Here is a 15549-nt window from a genome sequence, read left to right on the forward strand (position 1 = left end):
CGTCAGGCATATGGATTCAGGGATAATTGGTACTTCAAGCTCCGATTATATTTTATTCACGAATCCATCCCGGCATTTCCCGGATGAATCTTTTTTCTCCCGTCAAAAGCCTCTATTTCCAGCAATTCGTCCGAAATGGTAGATCCGTTACAAACGGTGCGGGCCAGGGCCCAGGTGTCCGGCGTTATTTCTTCTCCGGAAGGATATCTCCGGGCCTTGAAAACCCCGTATTCAGATGGATCAACCAGGGGCTCGGTGCCCCATATGGCCACTCCTGCAGGATTGCCCCGCAGCAGTCTGCCATTTTTGTCCGCAAACCAGAGTCCGATCGGCAGAATATCAAAAATTCTCTGCAGCAGGCTCTCCCGCTTTCGCAGATCCTGCTCCGCCTGTTTCCGGTTTGTTATGTCCCTGACCCATTCCACAAAAAGCGCCGCAGCGCCGCTTTCATCCAACAGGGGAATGACACGCACATCAAACCACCGGCCCTTAAAAAGCTCTACTTCCTTTTGGAATGACTCCCGGGTCTCCAGGACCGTTTTGGCCTGACATTCAGGGCATATATCATCAAATCCCCTGTAAGTTTTGTAGCACTTGGTTTGCAAAATCCGCTTTTCATCGGAAACAGCCCCAAGACCGTTCCAGTTGCTGTACACAATATTCATATTCCGGTCATTGATGGAGATCATGTCCGGAATAAGAGAAAGCATTTTCTGGAAGCGCTGTTCACTGAAGCGCAGCGCATCTTCCGCCAGCTTGCGCCCGGTTACATTTCTTGAACTGAAAACAATTTTCTGGGGGTGGCCCTCTTTATCTTCCAGCATTTTGCCCACTGTTTCCAGCCACAAGTAAGTGCCATCTCTGCACCGGTTTCTATATTCAACTGTCCGGGGGTGACGCGATGAAACAAATTCACCGAATTCCTCCCGTATGTGCGGGAGGTCTTCGGGATGCACAAAATCCATCACATTTTTCCCGATCAGGCACCCGGGCTCGTATCCCAGGATCTCATGGGATTTTCCGGCAAAAGTAAAGTTGCCTTCCATATCCGTGAGCGCGACCATATCCAGCATATTTCCGGTGACAATACCAAATAGCGCATCGATCTCATCCCTTTCTTCAAGCCGGCTTTGCAACTGCTGGTTTTGCATTTCAACTTCAATCCGCTGTACATGCAACTCATAAAACCGCTGCTGGATTTCTTCACGGGTCATGGCGTCCGGATTGGGAAGATGGATGGCTTTGGCCTTTTGTTCGGTTTGCTCGCGGAGCTGTTTTGGGTCGAAAAATGGGGTCGTGCTGGATCCACAACCGGGCCTGTCTTTGTTATCATCTGTGTTTCTCATATTTTCTCCCACCTCAATACAGGAAAGCCAGAGACTCTTGGCGCTTGCTGGCCAGTCACCCCCTTTTTATAATGGCATAAATTTGATGGCACCGTAAAAAGTCTGATTTCAGATGGTGACGTAAACAGTTCAAGATCAAGGTTTGCGCAATTTCGAAGAATGCAGCGTAGTTAGCTGTACGTGAAATTCTAAGAAATTGCGTGTAACGCAGATATTGGACTTTTTACGGCGCCATCAAATTTCTTTTCGGACGTTTTTATAATTCAATAAGTGCATAATGCCACTATGAAAAATTCATTGCCACTCTGTTGCGTCCGAGGCGCTTGGACTCGTAAAGAGCATCATCGAGGCGTTTGAGCAGGGAATCCTTTGTATCCGCAGAAAGGATACCGGTTGCCCCCAGGCTGATTGTAACCTTGCCCACATGGAAAAAAGGTTCGGCCTCAATGTGCCGGCGCAGCCTTTCGGCCACCTCCCCTGCAGCCCCTGCATCTGTTTCCGGCAAAATGATGATGAATTCCTCTCCGCCCCAGCGCGCCAAAATGTCTGATTCCCTTAGACTGGCTTCACTGCGCCTGGACAGTTCCACCAGCACCTGGTCTCCGACATTATGGCCATGGTTATCGTTTATCGCTTTAAAATGGTCCAGATCAAACATAATCAAGGCCGTATGCCTGCCATAGCGCCGGGCATGGGCCAGCGCCTGCGTGAGTTCGGTTTCAAAGCGCTGACGGTTAAAAAGCCCGGTCAGACTATCTGTAGTGGCCATCCTTTGCAGGCGTTCTTCGGCAAGCTTCTTATCCGTTATATCTCTAAAGGTCCATAAAATCCCATTGAGCCTTCCCTCATTGATAATGGGGCATGATAACAGCTCAAATATCCTGCCGTCTTTTAACATTATTGTGTCCCAATCTTCCCGGGGCGAAGCATATAAGGCATTTACCTTGCTGTAAAAGGCTTCCGGATACTGAACCTGATCCAAAATGTATTGAATACGATGCTCTTCTTCTAAGGTGGCAAAAAAACCACCAGGGAGCTGCCACATCTCCTTAAAACGAGAATTGATATAAACGACTCTTCTGTTGTTATCCACGACCAGAATACCATCCCTTGAAGATTCTATAATGGTCTTGAGTTCGTTGGCTCTTCTCTGCAGTGCCCGCTCCGTCAGTTCTTCTATATTATTGGCAATGGCGGCGATTTCATAATTGGAGTTGTTATACCTTACCCCGGTTTTGGGTTTGCTTTCCACGATTTCCTTAACCCGTTTTCCCAATGTGATAAGCGGAGCTGCTATGCGTTTGCCAAAATACCAACTTTGCAGCATTGCCAATGACATGGCGAACAGAGCGATGCAAATCGCATAAACAGAAGTTCGCAGCAGAATCGGGTTTATCACTTCACTGCGCTTTACAGTAGTGACAATACTCCAGTTCACCTGGTCCACGATAGTGTAGAATGCCCACCTTTTTCCGTTTTCTCCCTGGTAAGAAAACCAGCCCTGCTTCCCGGCAAGTCTTTCATCTATATGGGTTATGGCATGGCCAATCATATCACTCTCGGGATGAATAATCGCTTTGCCTTCCTGGTCAAGAACGAAGCTTTGCTGGGACCGATATTCCTTTTCTTTTTCCAGCAAGGCATTGGTCCGATCCAGGAAAACATCAATGGCCAGAACACCATTGACCTTACCTTGTGCGTCAACCAGGGCCTTGGATTGGGAGATAAGCCATTCATGGGTTTTGGCATCCCGGTAGGGAAGGCCAAAGGACTGGCCGGGTTTTTCTTCCAGGGCACGGGTATACCACGGCCTTTCTGTGGCGTTATACCCGTCCGGAGGAATGTAGTCATAAATCAAGAGACTTCCATCCGGATGGCCGGAGTAAATATATCCAATATCCTCATTGGTTGCGGAGGCCTGTTTATAAATCCGTAAAGCGGTGTCCGCACCCGACCCGTCTGCGGCGGTCAACGCTGCAATCTCGGGAACGCCGGCCAGTATTTCAACGATGTTGGAAACTTCCTTGAATATTCCGGAGGTTATAAGGCTGGCCTTGGTATTTGTTTCCCGGATGGAGTCTTTGGCTCTTTCAATACTGGTTATGCCAAAACTGGCAAAAAAGAGCGCCCCGAAAACAATCAGGGCGATTCCTGCAAAAACAAGTCCTGAGTATAAGACTTCTTTTGTTATGCTCAGATGTTTTTTAAAAACCATACATGCTCCAGGTTTGATGCATTCTGTAACTGCTCAATAGAAAATAGCATTTTGCCATCACGGATGCTCAGGTATCGACAGCATGTAGCGGGAATGACTTATGGGACTGTTTGATTGCCCGGCCAAAGATTTGTTGGCCATTATTGTCTGGAAATCCAAGATAAGCAGGACGTTAACGACGGTCTTGGGCACCAAGTTCCCCGGAACGACTCAGAGCCAGTTTGGCCATGACCGGTCCGATCAGCTCATGGAGCACGGCGGCACCGATAACGATTCCGATGAAGCTATCTGCCAGTGGGGCAAACTCGGGTTTGCCGCGGATCATCAGTGCCAGTCCGATGACGATGCCCCCTTGCGGAAGCAGCCCAAAGGCCGTGTAACGCCGGACTTTTTGGGGCGCACCGGAAATGGCTGCCCCCACAATTGTACCGGCAAATTTCCCGGCTGCCCTGAAAATGACAAATAAAACCACAAAGCCGGCAACCCCTGCTGAAAAGGCGGCGAAATTCAGATGCATGGCGCTGATGGTAAAAAACAGCACAAAAATCAGTTCTTCAGTGTAGCGCTCAAGCATATGAAAAATCTGTTCCTGGTATCTGCAAAAATTGGCCACCACCACACCCATGGCCATTGTGGCCAGCAATTCGTCCAAACCCAGCATGCCGGCCACTCCAAAGCATGTCGCGAGCATGCCGAAAACCAGCACGATCATTGCGCTTTCGGTTTCGCGCCGAAACAGGACAACACCGCTTTTTAATAGCCAGCCAAAAATTGCCCCGAGCATGATTCCGCCTGCCACAGACAGGAAAGGCGCAATCACGGCCGATCTTACAGAAAGGCTGTCACCCATGAAAATACCTGCTGCCGCAATGGCAATGCTGTAGTTGATAATACCAAGGGCATCATCAAGAGCGGCAATCCCCATAATGCTTGCGCTCACATCACCTTTGGCCCTGTATTCATGAGCTACGGCCAAAGCAGCGGTGGGATCTGTGGGCGATGCTGTGGCTCCCAAAAGTATGCATAATGGCAGCAATATGGCGTATTCATGTCCGGAAAAGGTAAATCCCAGCAAATAGGCAACTGCAAAAACTCCGAATATCACGGCAAAAAATGCCAACTCCGCTTCGAACAGGGCAATGGAAATGATCTCCTTCCCCAGCCGCTTTAACCTGGAGATCACTAGGGTGCCGCCCACGGAAAAGGTGATAAATGCCAGAGCGATATCCGTGATACCGCCGGTATGATGCACAAAATCCACTGGAATCCAGCCGGTCAGGCGGGGATTTAACACAATGCCGGCCACAATATATCCCGTAATCTTTGGCAGTCTTGCCAACCGGGCTGTCTCGCCCATTGCCAAACCGACCATGATGATCAGGCCCACGACCAGCGCACTCTCCATTGGTTTCCTCCGGCTAAGAATGCTTTAAAACTGCAAAGTCCCTAAAAAACCCCCGATTGACGGGCGGGCCGGAAAACATCAGACGGATCGCGCGTTTCTGATTTCCCTGAAAAACACCCGCATATACCGGATACTTGAGAGCACCAGCGCCAGGCCGATTGCAATGTAGCAGACCGCCAGATAGGGCCTGGGAATGGCTGAATAGCGAAGCAGCAGACCCAGAATTACCATGAAGACAATGATCAGGTAACTTTTCCAGGGGACAAAGGAAAACAGGCACTTTTTCCCGCCTGCCGGAAGGATTCTTCTCAGGTTGCCATCCACGATGCGCAAAAATCCAAAGTGGTGAACCAGCAATGCCAGTGCAATGCCGACAGCGGCAAACGCATAGGGGGACGTCTCGGGCGAAGCGGCATAAAGCCACATCCCGGCTGAAGACAACAGCATGAGCCCCACGCATACCCAGGCCGTCCCGGCCATCAGAACCAGGACTTTTCCGGGCACGGCTGGTTTGTATTTTTCGATGTTTGTTTTCATCAATTACGCCGCATCATCGGGCCGGGTCAGCTCACGGCTCAGTTCCCGGAGCTTCTGCCGCGCCTGTGTGTCATAGGCCTGGGCCATGGGTTCGGCCCGCATTTTTCCGTTGAAATACGCACCGGTCACGCCTTCGAGTTCCGGGGATGCGGCCAGATACTGCACCGCCTCCGCCCCTTGGTCCACCGCGTCCATGGAGCCGCTGAAGTAATCGGTCTCCAATACCATATTGGTGGGCATCAGGGTTGCCGGATGCAGGCAGTTGACCGAAATTGCGCTGTCCTTTAACTGTTCGGCAAGATCAAAGGTAAAAAGGATCATGGCAAGCTTGCTTTGCCGGTACGCCCTTAAGCCGTCATATCCATTTTCGAGCATCACATCGTCAAAGTCAATGGCTTGCTGGCCGGCCGAGGCCACGTTCACGATGCGCGAAGGCACCGATTCCCGCAGCAGGGGCAGAAGCCGGTGGGTCAGCAGAAAGGTCGCCAGATAGTTGACGGCAAAGCGCAGCTCATGGCCGTCCCTGCTTTCCTGCCGGCGTGATTTGGCCTCACCCGGACCGATACCGGCGTTGTTGATCAGCACATCCAGACGTTTCTGATCGGCCCGGATCTGCCCGGCAAGTGTGCGGACTTCATCCAGGCTTGAAAAATCCGCGGTGTAGTAACTGATCTCCGGATTGCCCGAAGTGTCCCGGATCTCTTCGACCACGGTTTTGCCTTTCTCCCGGCTGCGGCCGTGAAGGATCACGCGGGCCTTTTGGCAAGCCAGATCCAGCGCGGCTTTCTTTCCCAGACCGTCTGTTGCCCCGGTAATGAGTATCGTCTTGCTCCCAACCCCCTGCGTCATAAAGCACCTCCTGTGGTAAAAATACGAGGAGGGCCTGAAAATGTCAACAAGGCAGGATGATCCGGGCCGCGGGCAGGGTGCCGCGGGGCAATTTACGAAATTTAATTTGCTATATTTATATTTTTTTAGCAAAAGCAATTAAAAAGTTATTTTTCATTTTTATCTAATTGTTTTTTCAATATTTTCAATAAAAATTAAAAAATCAGTCAAATTAAAATTAGGCCTTTACAAACAGATTAAATTGAGATATGTACATATCCTTTAAAAACAACTATCTAATATTATAATATTATTTATACCTACCAATTCAAAATACTGATGAAATAAACCCTTGAAAATGAAAAAGTTTTTTGGCTTTCAACAGTCGGATAAAGCATCAATTCCCGATTGCCAATGAATTTCATTCAATATATAAGAAATTTCTAATAAAAAAGGAGAGATAAAAATGAACAAAGATGCAGAAGAAAACAAAGATTTTCCTAAACCCAGTCTGTTTATGGCAATTCTGCCGGTTGCCCTGACATTGGGCTTGATGGCTGTACAACTGCTTGTCTTTGATGCATTTATTCCCCATGTGCCGCTGGCCATTGGTATTGCCATTGTTGCGCTTCTGGCCTGGTCACAGGGATATAAATGGAAAAATATGGAGGAAGGCCTTTTCCACGTTGTTTATCTGGGACTGCAATCCATTGCCATTCTCACGATCGTGGGCATGATTATCGGCACCTGGATGCTCAGCGGGACAGTGCCGGTCATGATTTACTACGGGCTGCAGGTGATCAACCCCACTTTTTTTCTGCTGGCGGCCATGATCATCTGTGCCATTGTTTCTGTTTCCCTGGGCACTTCCTGGGGTACAATGGGAACAGTGGGCATTGCCCTGGTGGGCATCGGCCAGGGGCTTGGCGTGCCCATGCCCCTTACCGGCGGCGCCATTGTTTCCGGTGCTTTTTTCGGCGACAAAATGTCTCCGCTTTCCGATACAACCAATCTGGCCCCGGCTGTTACCGGAACCAATCTTTTTAAACATATCAAAAACATGATGCCCACAGCAGTGCCGGCCATGCTGATTGCCGGCGTGATTTACATACTTCTGGGACTGCGGTTTGCCGGAGAGCCCATGGTCGCGGAAAATATCACTCAGATCACCGGCACCCTGGCTGATACCTTCACGCTGCACCCCCTGCTGCTGCTGCCGGCTGTTTTGGTCATCACCCTGGCGATCCTGCAATTCCCGGCCATTCCGGTTCTTTTTGTGGGTGTTGTGGCCGGCGGACTGGTGGCCGTCATTGGCCAGGGCGCAAGTGTCAAGGAAATCTTTGCCGTGATGCAAAGCGGCTTTCAAAGCAGTACAGGAGTGGAGACAGTGGATGCCCTGCTGAGCAAGGGCGGGATTCAATCCATGATGTGGGTGATTTCCCTGTTGATTATTGCCCTGGGTTTTGGGGGGATTCTGGAGCGCACCCGCTGCCTGGAAGTGATCCTGCACAGCATTGTCGGGTTTGTGAAGAGCCGTTTCGGCCTGGTGACGTCAAGCACATTAAGCGCATTTGGCACCAACATCATCACCGGCGATCCCTATTTGTCCATTGCCCTGCCCGGGCGCATGTTCGGCCCTGCTTACCGGGGCAAAAACCTGTCTGCACTAAACCTCTCCCGCTCCCTGGAAGAAGGCGGAACCCTGATGAACCCCCTGGTTCCCTGGAGCGCAGGCGGCGCCTTTGCCACAGGCGCCCTGGGCATAGAAACCCTGGCTTACGCACCGTTTGCTTTTGCCTGCTGGCTTTCCCCGATCATCGGCATCATCTACGCGGCGTTTAACAAGTTTATGCCCGCGGCCACCCAGGAAGAACAGGTGCAATGGGTTGAAGATGAAGAATACATTATGATCGGCGGCCAAATGATACCCGGCAGCGAGTTTGACGCCAAAAACTTTGAAAAAGAGCTGGACAAAAAACGAAAAAAGATCAAGGCGCGTAAAAAGCCCAGCTATGCCTACGCAGCCGCCTCCGGCAACTAGCCGGCAAGACCAGGCCAGCCTTTGTGTGGCTTAAAACAGACAGACCGCAATAGCGCCCCGTTGAGAGCCATGGCTTTCAATGGGGCGCTATTTTTCGGCAACCTCTCCGTTCAGCATCACTGTGGAAATTTTCAATATTTAATGGCAGCACGCCTGCGCCATGTTTATATTATCGATTGAAACGGCAAAATGCTGAATAAACGACAAAAAAATGGAGGGGTACTCATGGATCCAAAAGATTATTGCAATTCAATGGCAGCAGAACTGACCGCATGGAAGGCCAAGCTATTTGACGTAATCGCCAGGACAGACAAAATGAGCACTGAACAAAAGGGCAAGGTCTGGGAATATTTCGGAGAAATGAAGATTATCATCCAGGACCTTGAGGACAAAATCGAATCACTTCGCACAGAATGTCCGTCTGACTGGAGCCCGCAAAAAAAAGAAATTGAGAATGCCCATGTGGACGTGCGCTCCAAGTACGAAGAAACCCTTGATTATATCGGGAAAGCATCACCGATGTCGGTTCCCGGCTAACGGCTTGACCAGAAGTTCTATTCCCGGACCCACGCCCGGTTTCATGCTTCGGGTGTGGGTTTTTCATTGCAAGCGCCCCGCTGCCTGAGCCTTATGGAAAAGGCGCTTCCCCCATCCATTTACAACTGCGACTCAACCGATGCCATTTTTCCGGAAAGGCCATTGGAGCGGTCTTTGCGGTAGTCGGCCTTTATGGTCAGATAAATGCGGTCGCAGTCATTTTGCAAATCTTTAAAGCATTGATCCACAACCTTGACCACCTCCGGCCACTGGCCTTCGATGCAGGTGCCCATGGGGTTTGATTCATAAGGCAAACCGCTGCCCTGAATGATTTTGACGGCCCGGGCGACATAGGGGCTGACACTGACACCCTTGCCCATGGGAAAAATCGACAATTCCACAATAACACTCATAAAATCCTCCTGTTGATTGATTTTCCACCAAGGTAACTTTAACCGAATTTTCATGCAAGAAACATGATGGCACCGTAAAAATCCAATATCTGCGTTATGCGCGATTCCTCAGAATTTCACGTACGGATAAGTACGCTGCATTCTTCGGCAATCACGCATGCCTTGATCTTGAACTTTTACGGCGCCATCTGAAAACTTCCAAGGAAGTCCAAGGGCGGGGTCGCTTTGTAAGCGACATTGAGCGTTTACGGAAACCTCCGTAAACGCTCAGGAGCGAAAAAACTGACCCCGGCCGCAGGGCTTTCTTCCTGACAAACAGCGGACGCGGTAAAAAGCATTTTACTAAACCGTCAAACATGGTGGCAAAAATCACATCATCCTTGACAGAAAGCTTTTTTGCCATTAGAATGAATATTCGTTCTAATGACAGAAAAATCATTTATGAAGGAAGGTCATGATGGCTCAAGCATGTCCCATCTCTTTTGAGACGATCAATGAAAAAGTGGCAAGGGTCAATGCCGCACTCACAGTGCTGTGCATGCTGGTATTTGTGTTAACCCCTTTTAAGGCCGTTATCCTGATCCTTGGCGCGGATCTTTTCATCCGGGCATTTTTAAAGCCGGGCTATAGTTTTTTCAGCCTGCTAAGCCGGCGCATACTCCGGATGCTCAATGCAGAACCAACAATGACAAATGCCGGCCCCAAAATCTTTGCTGCAAAAACCGGGTTTGTCTTTACCTTTGTGATCGGCCTGCTGTATTGGCTTGGGATTCCGGCAGCAAGCTATATCTTTGCGACAATTCTGGCGCTTTTTGCGTTTCTGGAAGCTGCCGCGGGTTTTTGCGTGGCCTGCCGGCTTTATCCATTCATGCCCGACTTTGTCAAATAGACGGATTGCAGCCTTGTGAAGACCCTGACCACCAAAGACAGGCAGCGGCAGGTCCTGGACACTGCACTGGTGCTGTTTTACAACAGCGGCTATTTCAACACCTCTGTGCATGACATCCAGCGCGCCGCAGACGTGAGCATCGGATCAATTTATCACCATTTCGGAAACAAACAGGGCGTTGCCCGGGCTCTTTACCACGACCTGGCGGGCCGGATGACAGACGCGGTCTTCCGGATCATGGAGGAAAACGCAGGGCTTTACCAAAGGGGCCGGGCGTTTGTGGACCACCTTTTTGCCATGGCCGAAACCGCGCCTGCGGCCATGCATTATATTCTATACGCCAGGCACCGGGAGTTCATGCCAGGTGAAAAATCCATCTGCTCATCAAAACCCTTTGAAGGGGTACAGCAAATGGTCGGCCAGGCCATGGACCAGGGCGAGATCCGGAAACTGAATCCCGTCATCGCCTCAGCCGCCCTCTTTGGCGGGGCCATCCGCCTCATTCACCTTCGCCTGGATGGTGTCTTTGAAAGCCCCCTGCCCGGTTACGCGGCCGAAACCTGGCAGTGCGCCTGGCGCTGCGTTGCCCTGCCCTAAAACCTGTCTTAAAGCCTTTCATTCAAAAAGGCCTCCATTTTGGTTTTGTCCAGGGCCACTTTAAGGGGTACCCATTCATTTTCAAATAAAACATGAGTGGGACTTTTAAACGTATACTGCTTTGCCTCTTCAGAATCCAGGGTGTGAATCCTGGTTTCCAGTTTGTCGCCAAATTTCTCCTGCATTTCTTTGGCTATACCTACAGCCTTTTTACAGGAGAGTCACCTGGAGTTTCCGCTGTGAAACACGATCAGTTCAGCCATTGCAAAAGTCTCCTTTCATTTGCCCGTGTTGGCAGAAATATATTCATATTGTTTTATATTACTCATGTCAACGACCTGCTGCTGCCTTGGTTCGTTATTGTTCAATTTCGTCTAACAATCCGCGGGCAGATTTGCTTCTTGACTTTGCGGAATTGAGCCGGGAATATGGGTAAACACGGAAGGGGCCGATCCCGGCTTTCTCCTGCTGCCGGGATTTGAGACCAGAAAACACCAGGGAGTCAAACACAGTGAACAACGCATCTCTTCGCCCGCCGCCGCTTCGCCTGTCATGGCTCATATGGGCCATGGCTGCGCTGTTTTACCTGATGGCATTTTTCCACCGGGTCGCCCCGGCCGTGATGACAAATGAGCTCATGCGGGATTTTGACATCAGCGCGGCCGCCCTGGGCCAGCTTTCGGCATTTTATTTCTACAGTTACGTGGCCATGCAGATTCCCACGGGCATCCTGGCAGACACCCTGGGGCCCCGGCGGCTGCTTGCCGCGGGCGCTCTGATCGCAAGCCTGGGTACGGTCCTGTTTGCAGCCGCTCCGGGGTTTTTATGGGCCGGTCTGGGCCGACTGCTGATCGGCGGATCCGTGGCCGTGGCATTTGTGGGCCTGCTCAAGCTGGCAGCCAACTGGTTTGCTCCCCGGCTTTTTGCCGCTGTTACCGGAATGACGCTTTTTTTCGGCATCATCGGGGCGGTATCCGCCGGCCCGCCGCTGCGCATGTTAATCAACATCTACTCCTGGCAAAGCATTATGCTTGGCATTGCCGGGGGCACAGTCGCCATTGGCGCCATGATCTGGTTATTTGTCCGGGATGATCCCCGAAGCAAAGGCTACGCCAACCCGGCTGCCCCGCAGCAGGGTCCCGGCGGAAACACTGCGTCAAGAAACATCAGAAAAGACGTGGCCGAAGTGTTTGCCGCCCGCAACACCGTCCTGCTTTTTTTTATCCCCGCCGGCATCGTGGGCGCAACCCTTACATTTACCGGGCTTTGGGGCGTGCCCTACCTTGCCACCCATTACCGCATATCAACCGCTGATGCTTCAATGCTGACCTCAGCCCTGCTGGTGGCATGGGCTGTTGGCGGACCGGTGTTTGGCTGGATGTCAGACCGGCTTGGCCGGAGAAAACGGCTTTATCTCATCGGATGCAGCCTGTGCCTGGCCGGATGGGCGATTCTGTTTTTTTTGCCCGGCATGCCGGTTTATGCCCTGATTGCCATTCTGCTGGCAACCGGGTTCTGCTCGGGATGTATGGTGGTCAGTTTTGCCTTTGTCAAAGAATCGGTTCCCCTGCGGCTTGCCGGCACGGTATCGGGAGTGATCAACATGGGCGTGATGGCCGGCCCCATGCTGCTGCAGCCCGCTGTGGGCTGGGTGCTGGACAAATGCTGGCAGGGCGGCATGTCAGAAGGGGTGAAAATATATTCCCTGGCCGCCTATCAAAAAGGCTTCAGCCTGATGCTGGCATGGGTGGCGATTTCTCTTGTGCTTCTGTTTTTCACACAGGAGACCTGGTGCCGGCAGCAGGCCTGAAACCTTAGGGGAATCAATAAACTTGTATTTTCTGCAATGATTGCGTAATCCTGAAAAATATCTGGATATAATCTGAAAATCAAAAGAGCAATGAAATGGCAATACCATCAAAACAACTATACAGCCGTTCGAAGATATGGCTTGAGGATGCAGACGGAAAAGTGGTGTTTGCCTCCGGAAGGCTGCGCATTTTAAAAGCCATTGAAAAAACCGGCTCTATCCATGCCGCGGCCAAGGAGCTGAAAATGGGCTACAGGGCGGTATGGGCAAGGATCCATGCCACCGAAGAGCGCCTGGGCGCCCAGCTGCTGGAAAAACGAATCGGAGGGGCCGCCGGAGGGGGCTCCTGCCTGACCCCGCTGGCCGAAGAGCTCGTCCATGCCTTTACACGACTGCAGCAGGATATTGAACACGAGACCGACGACCAGTTTAAGCAGCTTGAAAACATATTGAATATCAAAATCGCAGGCGCGAGTCCTCCGGAATCAGAACCGGAATAAATGCAGTCTGCATCCAACGACAAACAAACCATCAGGCAGCAACCACTCCTTTTACTGCACAGCCGTGCAGAACGCAGGAATCAAAGCCGGCAAAAAATTTTTCATTCGCAGCTCTGTTTTACCCCCCCCCCTTGTCGTCCGCAGATTTGGGAATCCAAAAAAGGCTTCGCCAATCCCATGGATTTCTGGTTGACAGAAGTAAACACGTCGTTTATGAATCGTTATGCTAAATTTAGCATAACGATTCATTCGGCCTCCGCATTTACTGTCAACCGTTTTCAGGGAGAATGGCATGCACGAAAAAACCGGAGCACTTTTAACCGGATTTTTATGTATTCTGCTGGCCCCCGGCTGGATTCTGGCACAGCCCGGCAGTGAGCCTGTATTTGAACTGGGTGAAATTGTGGTGAAGGGTCAAAAAACCGGAGTCGAGGATATCGCCATCAACCATGAAATGGAGCAGGAAGAAATTGCGGCAACCGGGAGCAAAACCCTTGCCCAGGCCTTGGGTTTTGCCCCCGGCATCACAGTGACCCGCGGCAGTAAAAATGAGCCGGAAATCTCCATACACGGGTTTGGCACTGAGAAATCATTGTTTTTAATCGACGGCATTCCCTTTTATGAAACCTACTACGGCAAGCTGAACCTGGATCAGATTCCGGCGGAAATGATCTCCAAAATTGAAATTACCAAAAACGCCCCTTCAGTGCTCTACGGCGCCAACACCCAGATCGCCGTCATCAATGTGGTCACCATAAAAGGCACCGAGGACCCAACATTCAGCTTTACCCAGGAAATCGGTGAAAACGGCACCTACCGAACGGCATTGTCCCACGGAAACCAGGTCAGAAAAGTCAACTACTGGCTCAGCTACAGCCGGCGTGAAACCGATGGCTTCCGGATGTCAGACGATTTTGATCCTGAACCGGCCACACCGGCCCGCCCATTTATGGGAGATCCGGTGGTCACGGAGGACGGCGGTTTCAGAAACAACGCGGATTCAGAGCAGGACGCTTTCTGGGGCCGGGTTGGCATCACCCCTTCTCAACATTCTGAATATTTTGTCAGTATGCACATGATGCAGGCCGAAAGGGGCAATCCCTTTCAAACAGATGAGTACAAGGTATTTCCCTCCAAGGGAGATGATGCGGGGTTTTCAAACTTCCGCCGATTTAAAAACTATGACGACTGGGGCATTGATTTCAGCGGCAGGCAGAATATTGTTTCCTGGCTCACCCTGAGGGGCAAACTGTTTTACCATGAACACGAGGATGATTACGTCTTTTATGCGGGTCCCGGTTTAACCGAAAAAATTGCCACAAGTACATACGATGACAGGTACGTGGGCGGCTCCATGATTGCCGATATTGACCCGGCCGCCTGGTACACGGGCCATATTTCGGTTCACTATAAGCAAGACATTCACAAAGACCGGGCCGGTGCGAATCTGCCGTTTAATGAGCTCGAATCCTATATCGGTTCGGTGGGCACGGAGCATGAGTTTTTCTCTGACAACGGCCTGACGGCCGTGATCGGAGCCAGTTATGACTGGTTTGAAGTCAATGATGCCGAAGAAACCGTTTTTGACGAAAATGACCTGTTTGCCGGGCAAATGGATCTGGACGACACGGACACCAGCGCGGAATTCAATCCCATGGCCGGACTGAACTGGCAATTTACCGATACCACCCGGGTATATGGTTCGGTGGCGAAAAAAACCCGTTTTCCAACCCTGAACCAACTATACTCCGGAAACTCCGGCAACCCGAATCTGGATTCCGAGCAGAGCATCAATTATACACTGGGTGTCCAGCGAACCTTTGCCGGGGTTTTTCATCTGCGGGTTGAAGGATTTTATCATGATATTTCCGACTGGATCTCCAGGGATTATAAGGAGGATGATTTCAGAGACGATGTCTACATCAACGTTGAAGACGTTGAAATGAAAGGCGCCGAAATCGGGCTCAGCTACACCCCTATCCCGGATTTGAGCGCTAGTATTGATTATACCTACAATAATGCTGAAAATAAAAGCGCCATAGCCGTTACGGAAAAGGTCGCAGGTGTGCCGGAAAACAAGTTTGTCATTGGCGTTGATGGGCTGATTCCATGGATAAACGCCCGGCTGAACCTGCGCGGGATTTATGTGGACAAGATCTATGAAGATCTGCCCACCCCTGCAAAACCAGCCGAGGAAATGACAAACACAAAAGATTATTTTACTGTCAACGGCCGGATATCAAAACAAATTACCGAGAAGTTGACCGCCTGGCTTGAATGCGAAAACCTGTTTGACAAAGATTATGAATCGGAAATTGGTTTTCCCGCCCCGGGCAGAAATGCCATTGCCGGGCTCAAAGCCAGTTTTTGATGGCGCCGTAAAAGTCCAATATCTGCGTTACGCGCAATTTCTCAGAATTTCACGTACAGC

At 50.8% G+C, this 15549-nt stretch carries 14 protein-coding genes; 7 read left to right on the top strand and 7 right to left on the bottom strand.

Annotation, left to right across the window (positions count from 1 at the left end; genetic code table 11):
* Positions 1–56: 56 nt before the first annotated feature.
* The 5 genes from HNR65_RS16995 to HNR65_RS17015 form a co-directional block, all read right to left on the bottom strand.
* A complete protein-coding gene (locus HNR65_RS16995; protein ID WP_181552732.1) occupies positions 57–1346 on the bottom strand; it encodes a PAS domain S-box protein in 1290 nt (429 codons plus the stop codon).
* A gap of 283 nt (positions 1347–1629) precedes the next feature.
* On the bottom strand, positions 1630–3561 hold the full coding sequence (locus HNR65_RS17000; RefSeq protein WP_181552733.1) for a diguanylate cyclase: 1932 nt from the start codon (positions 3559–3561) through the stop codon (positions 1630–1632).
* 172 nt (positions 3562–3733) lie between these two features.
* A complete protein-coding gene (locus HNR65_RS17005) occupies positions 3734–4966 on the bottom strand; it encodes a cation:proton antiporter (RefSeq protein ID WP_181552734.1) in 1233 nt (410 codons plus the stop codon).
* Between the two features lie 78 nt (positions 4967–5044).
* Positions 5045–5503 carry a hypothetical protein gene (locus tag HNR65_RS17010; protein WP_181552735.1) on the bottom strand — a complete coding sequence of 153 codons (459 nt, stop codon included), beginning with the start codon at positions 5501–5503 and terminating at the stop codon, positions 5045–5047.
* Between the two features lie 3 nt (positions 5504–5506).
* Positions 5507–6352, bottom strand: a complete 846-nt coding sequence (locus HNR65_RS17015) for an SDR family NAD(P)-dependent oxidoreductase (RefSeq protein ID WP_181552736.1) — start codon at positions 6350–6352, stop codon at positions 5507–5509.
* Positions 6353–6797: 445 nt separating this feature from the next.
* Here HNR65_RS17015 and nhaC point away from each other — a divergent pair, with 445 nt between their 5' ends.
* A complete protein-coding gene (gene nhaC / locus HNR65_RS17020) occupies positions 6798–8372 on the top strand; it encodes a Na+/H+ antiporter NhaC (protein ID WP_181552737.1) in 1575 nt (524 codons plus the stop codon).
* A 225-nt stretch (positions 8373–8597) separates the two neighbouring features.
* Positions 8598–8909, top strand: coding sequence for a hypothetical protein (locus tag HNR65_RS17025; protein WP_181552738.1), 312 nt, complete (start codon positions 8598–8600; stop codon positions 8907–8909).
* A 119-nt stretch (positions 8910–9028) separates the two neighbouring features.
* On the opposite strand, the gene HNR65_RS17030 is transcribed toward HNR65_RS17025, so the two are convergent.
* On the bottom strand, positions 9029–9322 hold the full coding sequence (locus HNR65_RS17030) for an MTH1187 family thiamine-binding protein (RefSeq protein ID WP_181552739.1): 294 nt from the start codon (positions 9320–9322) through the stop codon (positions 9029–9031).
* A gap of 454 nt (positions 9323–9776) precedes the next feature.
* Between HNR65_RS17030 and HNR65_RS17035 the strand changes: the two genes are divergently transcribed.
* The gene (locus HNR65_RS17035; protein WP_181552740.1) at positions 9777–10211 is read left to right on the top strand and encodes a DUF4395 domain-containing protein; all 435 of its coding nucleotides are present in this window, start codon (positions 9777–9779) and stop codon (positions 10209–10211) included.
* A 15-nt stretch (positions 10212–10226) separates the two neighbouring features.
* Entirely contained in the window at positions 10227–10808 is a 582-nt protein-coding gene (locus tag HNR65_RS17040; RefSeq protein WP_181552741.1) for a TetR/AcrR family transcriptional regulator, read from the top strand.
* An 8-nt stretch (positions 10809–10816) separates the two neighbouring features.
* On the opposite strand, the gene tsoX is transcribed toward HNR65_RS17040, so the two are convergent.
* Entirely contained in the window at positions 10817–11071 is a 255-nt protein-coding gene (gene tsoX / locus HNR65_RS17045; RefSeq protein ID WP_337661153.1) for an HSGNPxU motif (seleno)protein TsoX, read from the bottom strand.
* Positions 11072–11319: 248 nt separating this feature from the next.
* On the opposite strand from tsoX, the gene HNR65_RS17050 reads away from it, so the two are divergent.
* The 3 genes from HNR65_RS17050 (at position 11320) to HNR65_RS17060 (ending at position 15489) form a co-directional block, all read left to right on the top strand.
* Positions 11320–12618 (top strand): MFS transporter, encoded by a 1299-nt coding sequence (locus tag HNR65_RS17050; protein WP_220128433.1) that lies wholly within the window; start codon positions 11320–11322, stop codon positions 12616–12618.
* A gap of 95 nt (positions 12619–12713) precedes the next feature.
* Positions 12714–13118, top strand: a complete 405-nt coding sequence (locus HNR65_RS17055) for a winged helix-turn-helix domain-containing protein (protein ID WP_181552743.1) — start codon at positions 12714–12716, stop codon at positions 13116–13118.
* 292 nt (positions 13119–13410) lie between these two features.
* A complete protein-coding gene (locus HNR65_RS17060; RefSeq protein WP_181552744.1) occupies positions 13411–15489 on the top strand; it encodes a TonB-dependent receptor in 2079 nt (692 codons plus the stop codon).
* The last annotated feature ends 60 nt before the right edge of the window (positions 15490–15549 follow it).

Origin of the sequence: Desulfosalsimonas propionicica, from assembly GCF_013761005.1 — a bacterium.
In the GTDB taxonomy this organism is placed as follows: Bacteria; Desulfobacterota; Desulfobacteria; order Desulfobacterales; family Desulfosalsimonadaceae; genus Desulfosalsimonas; species Desulfosalsimonas propionicica.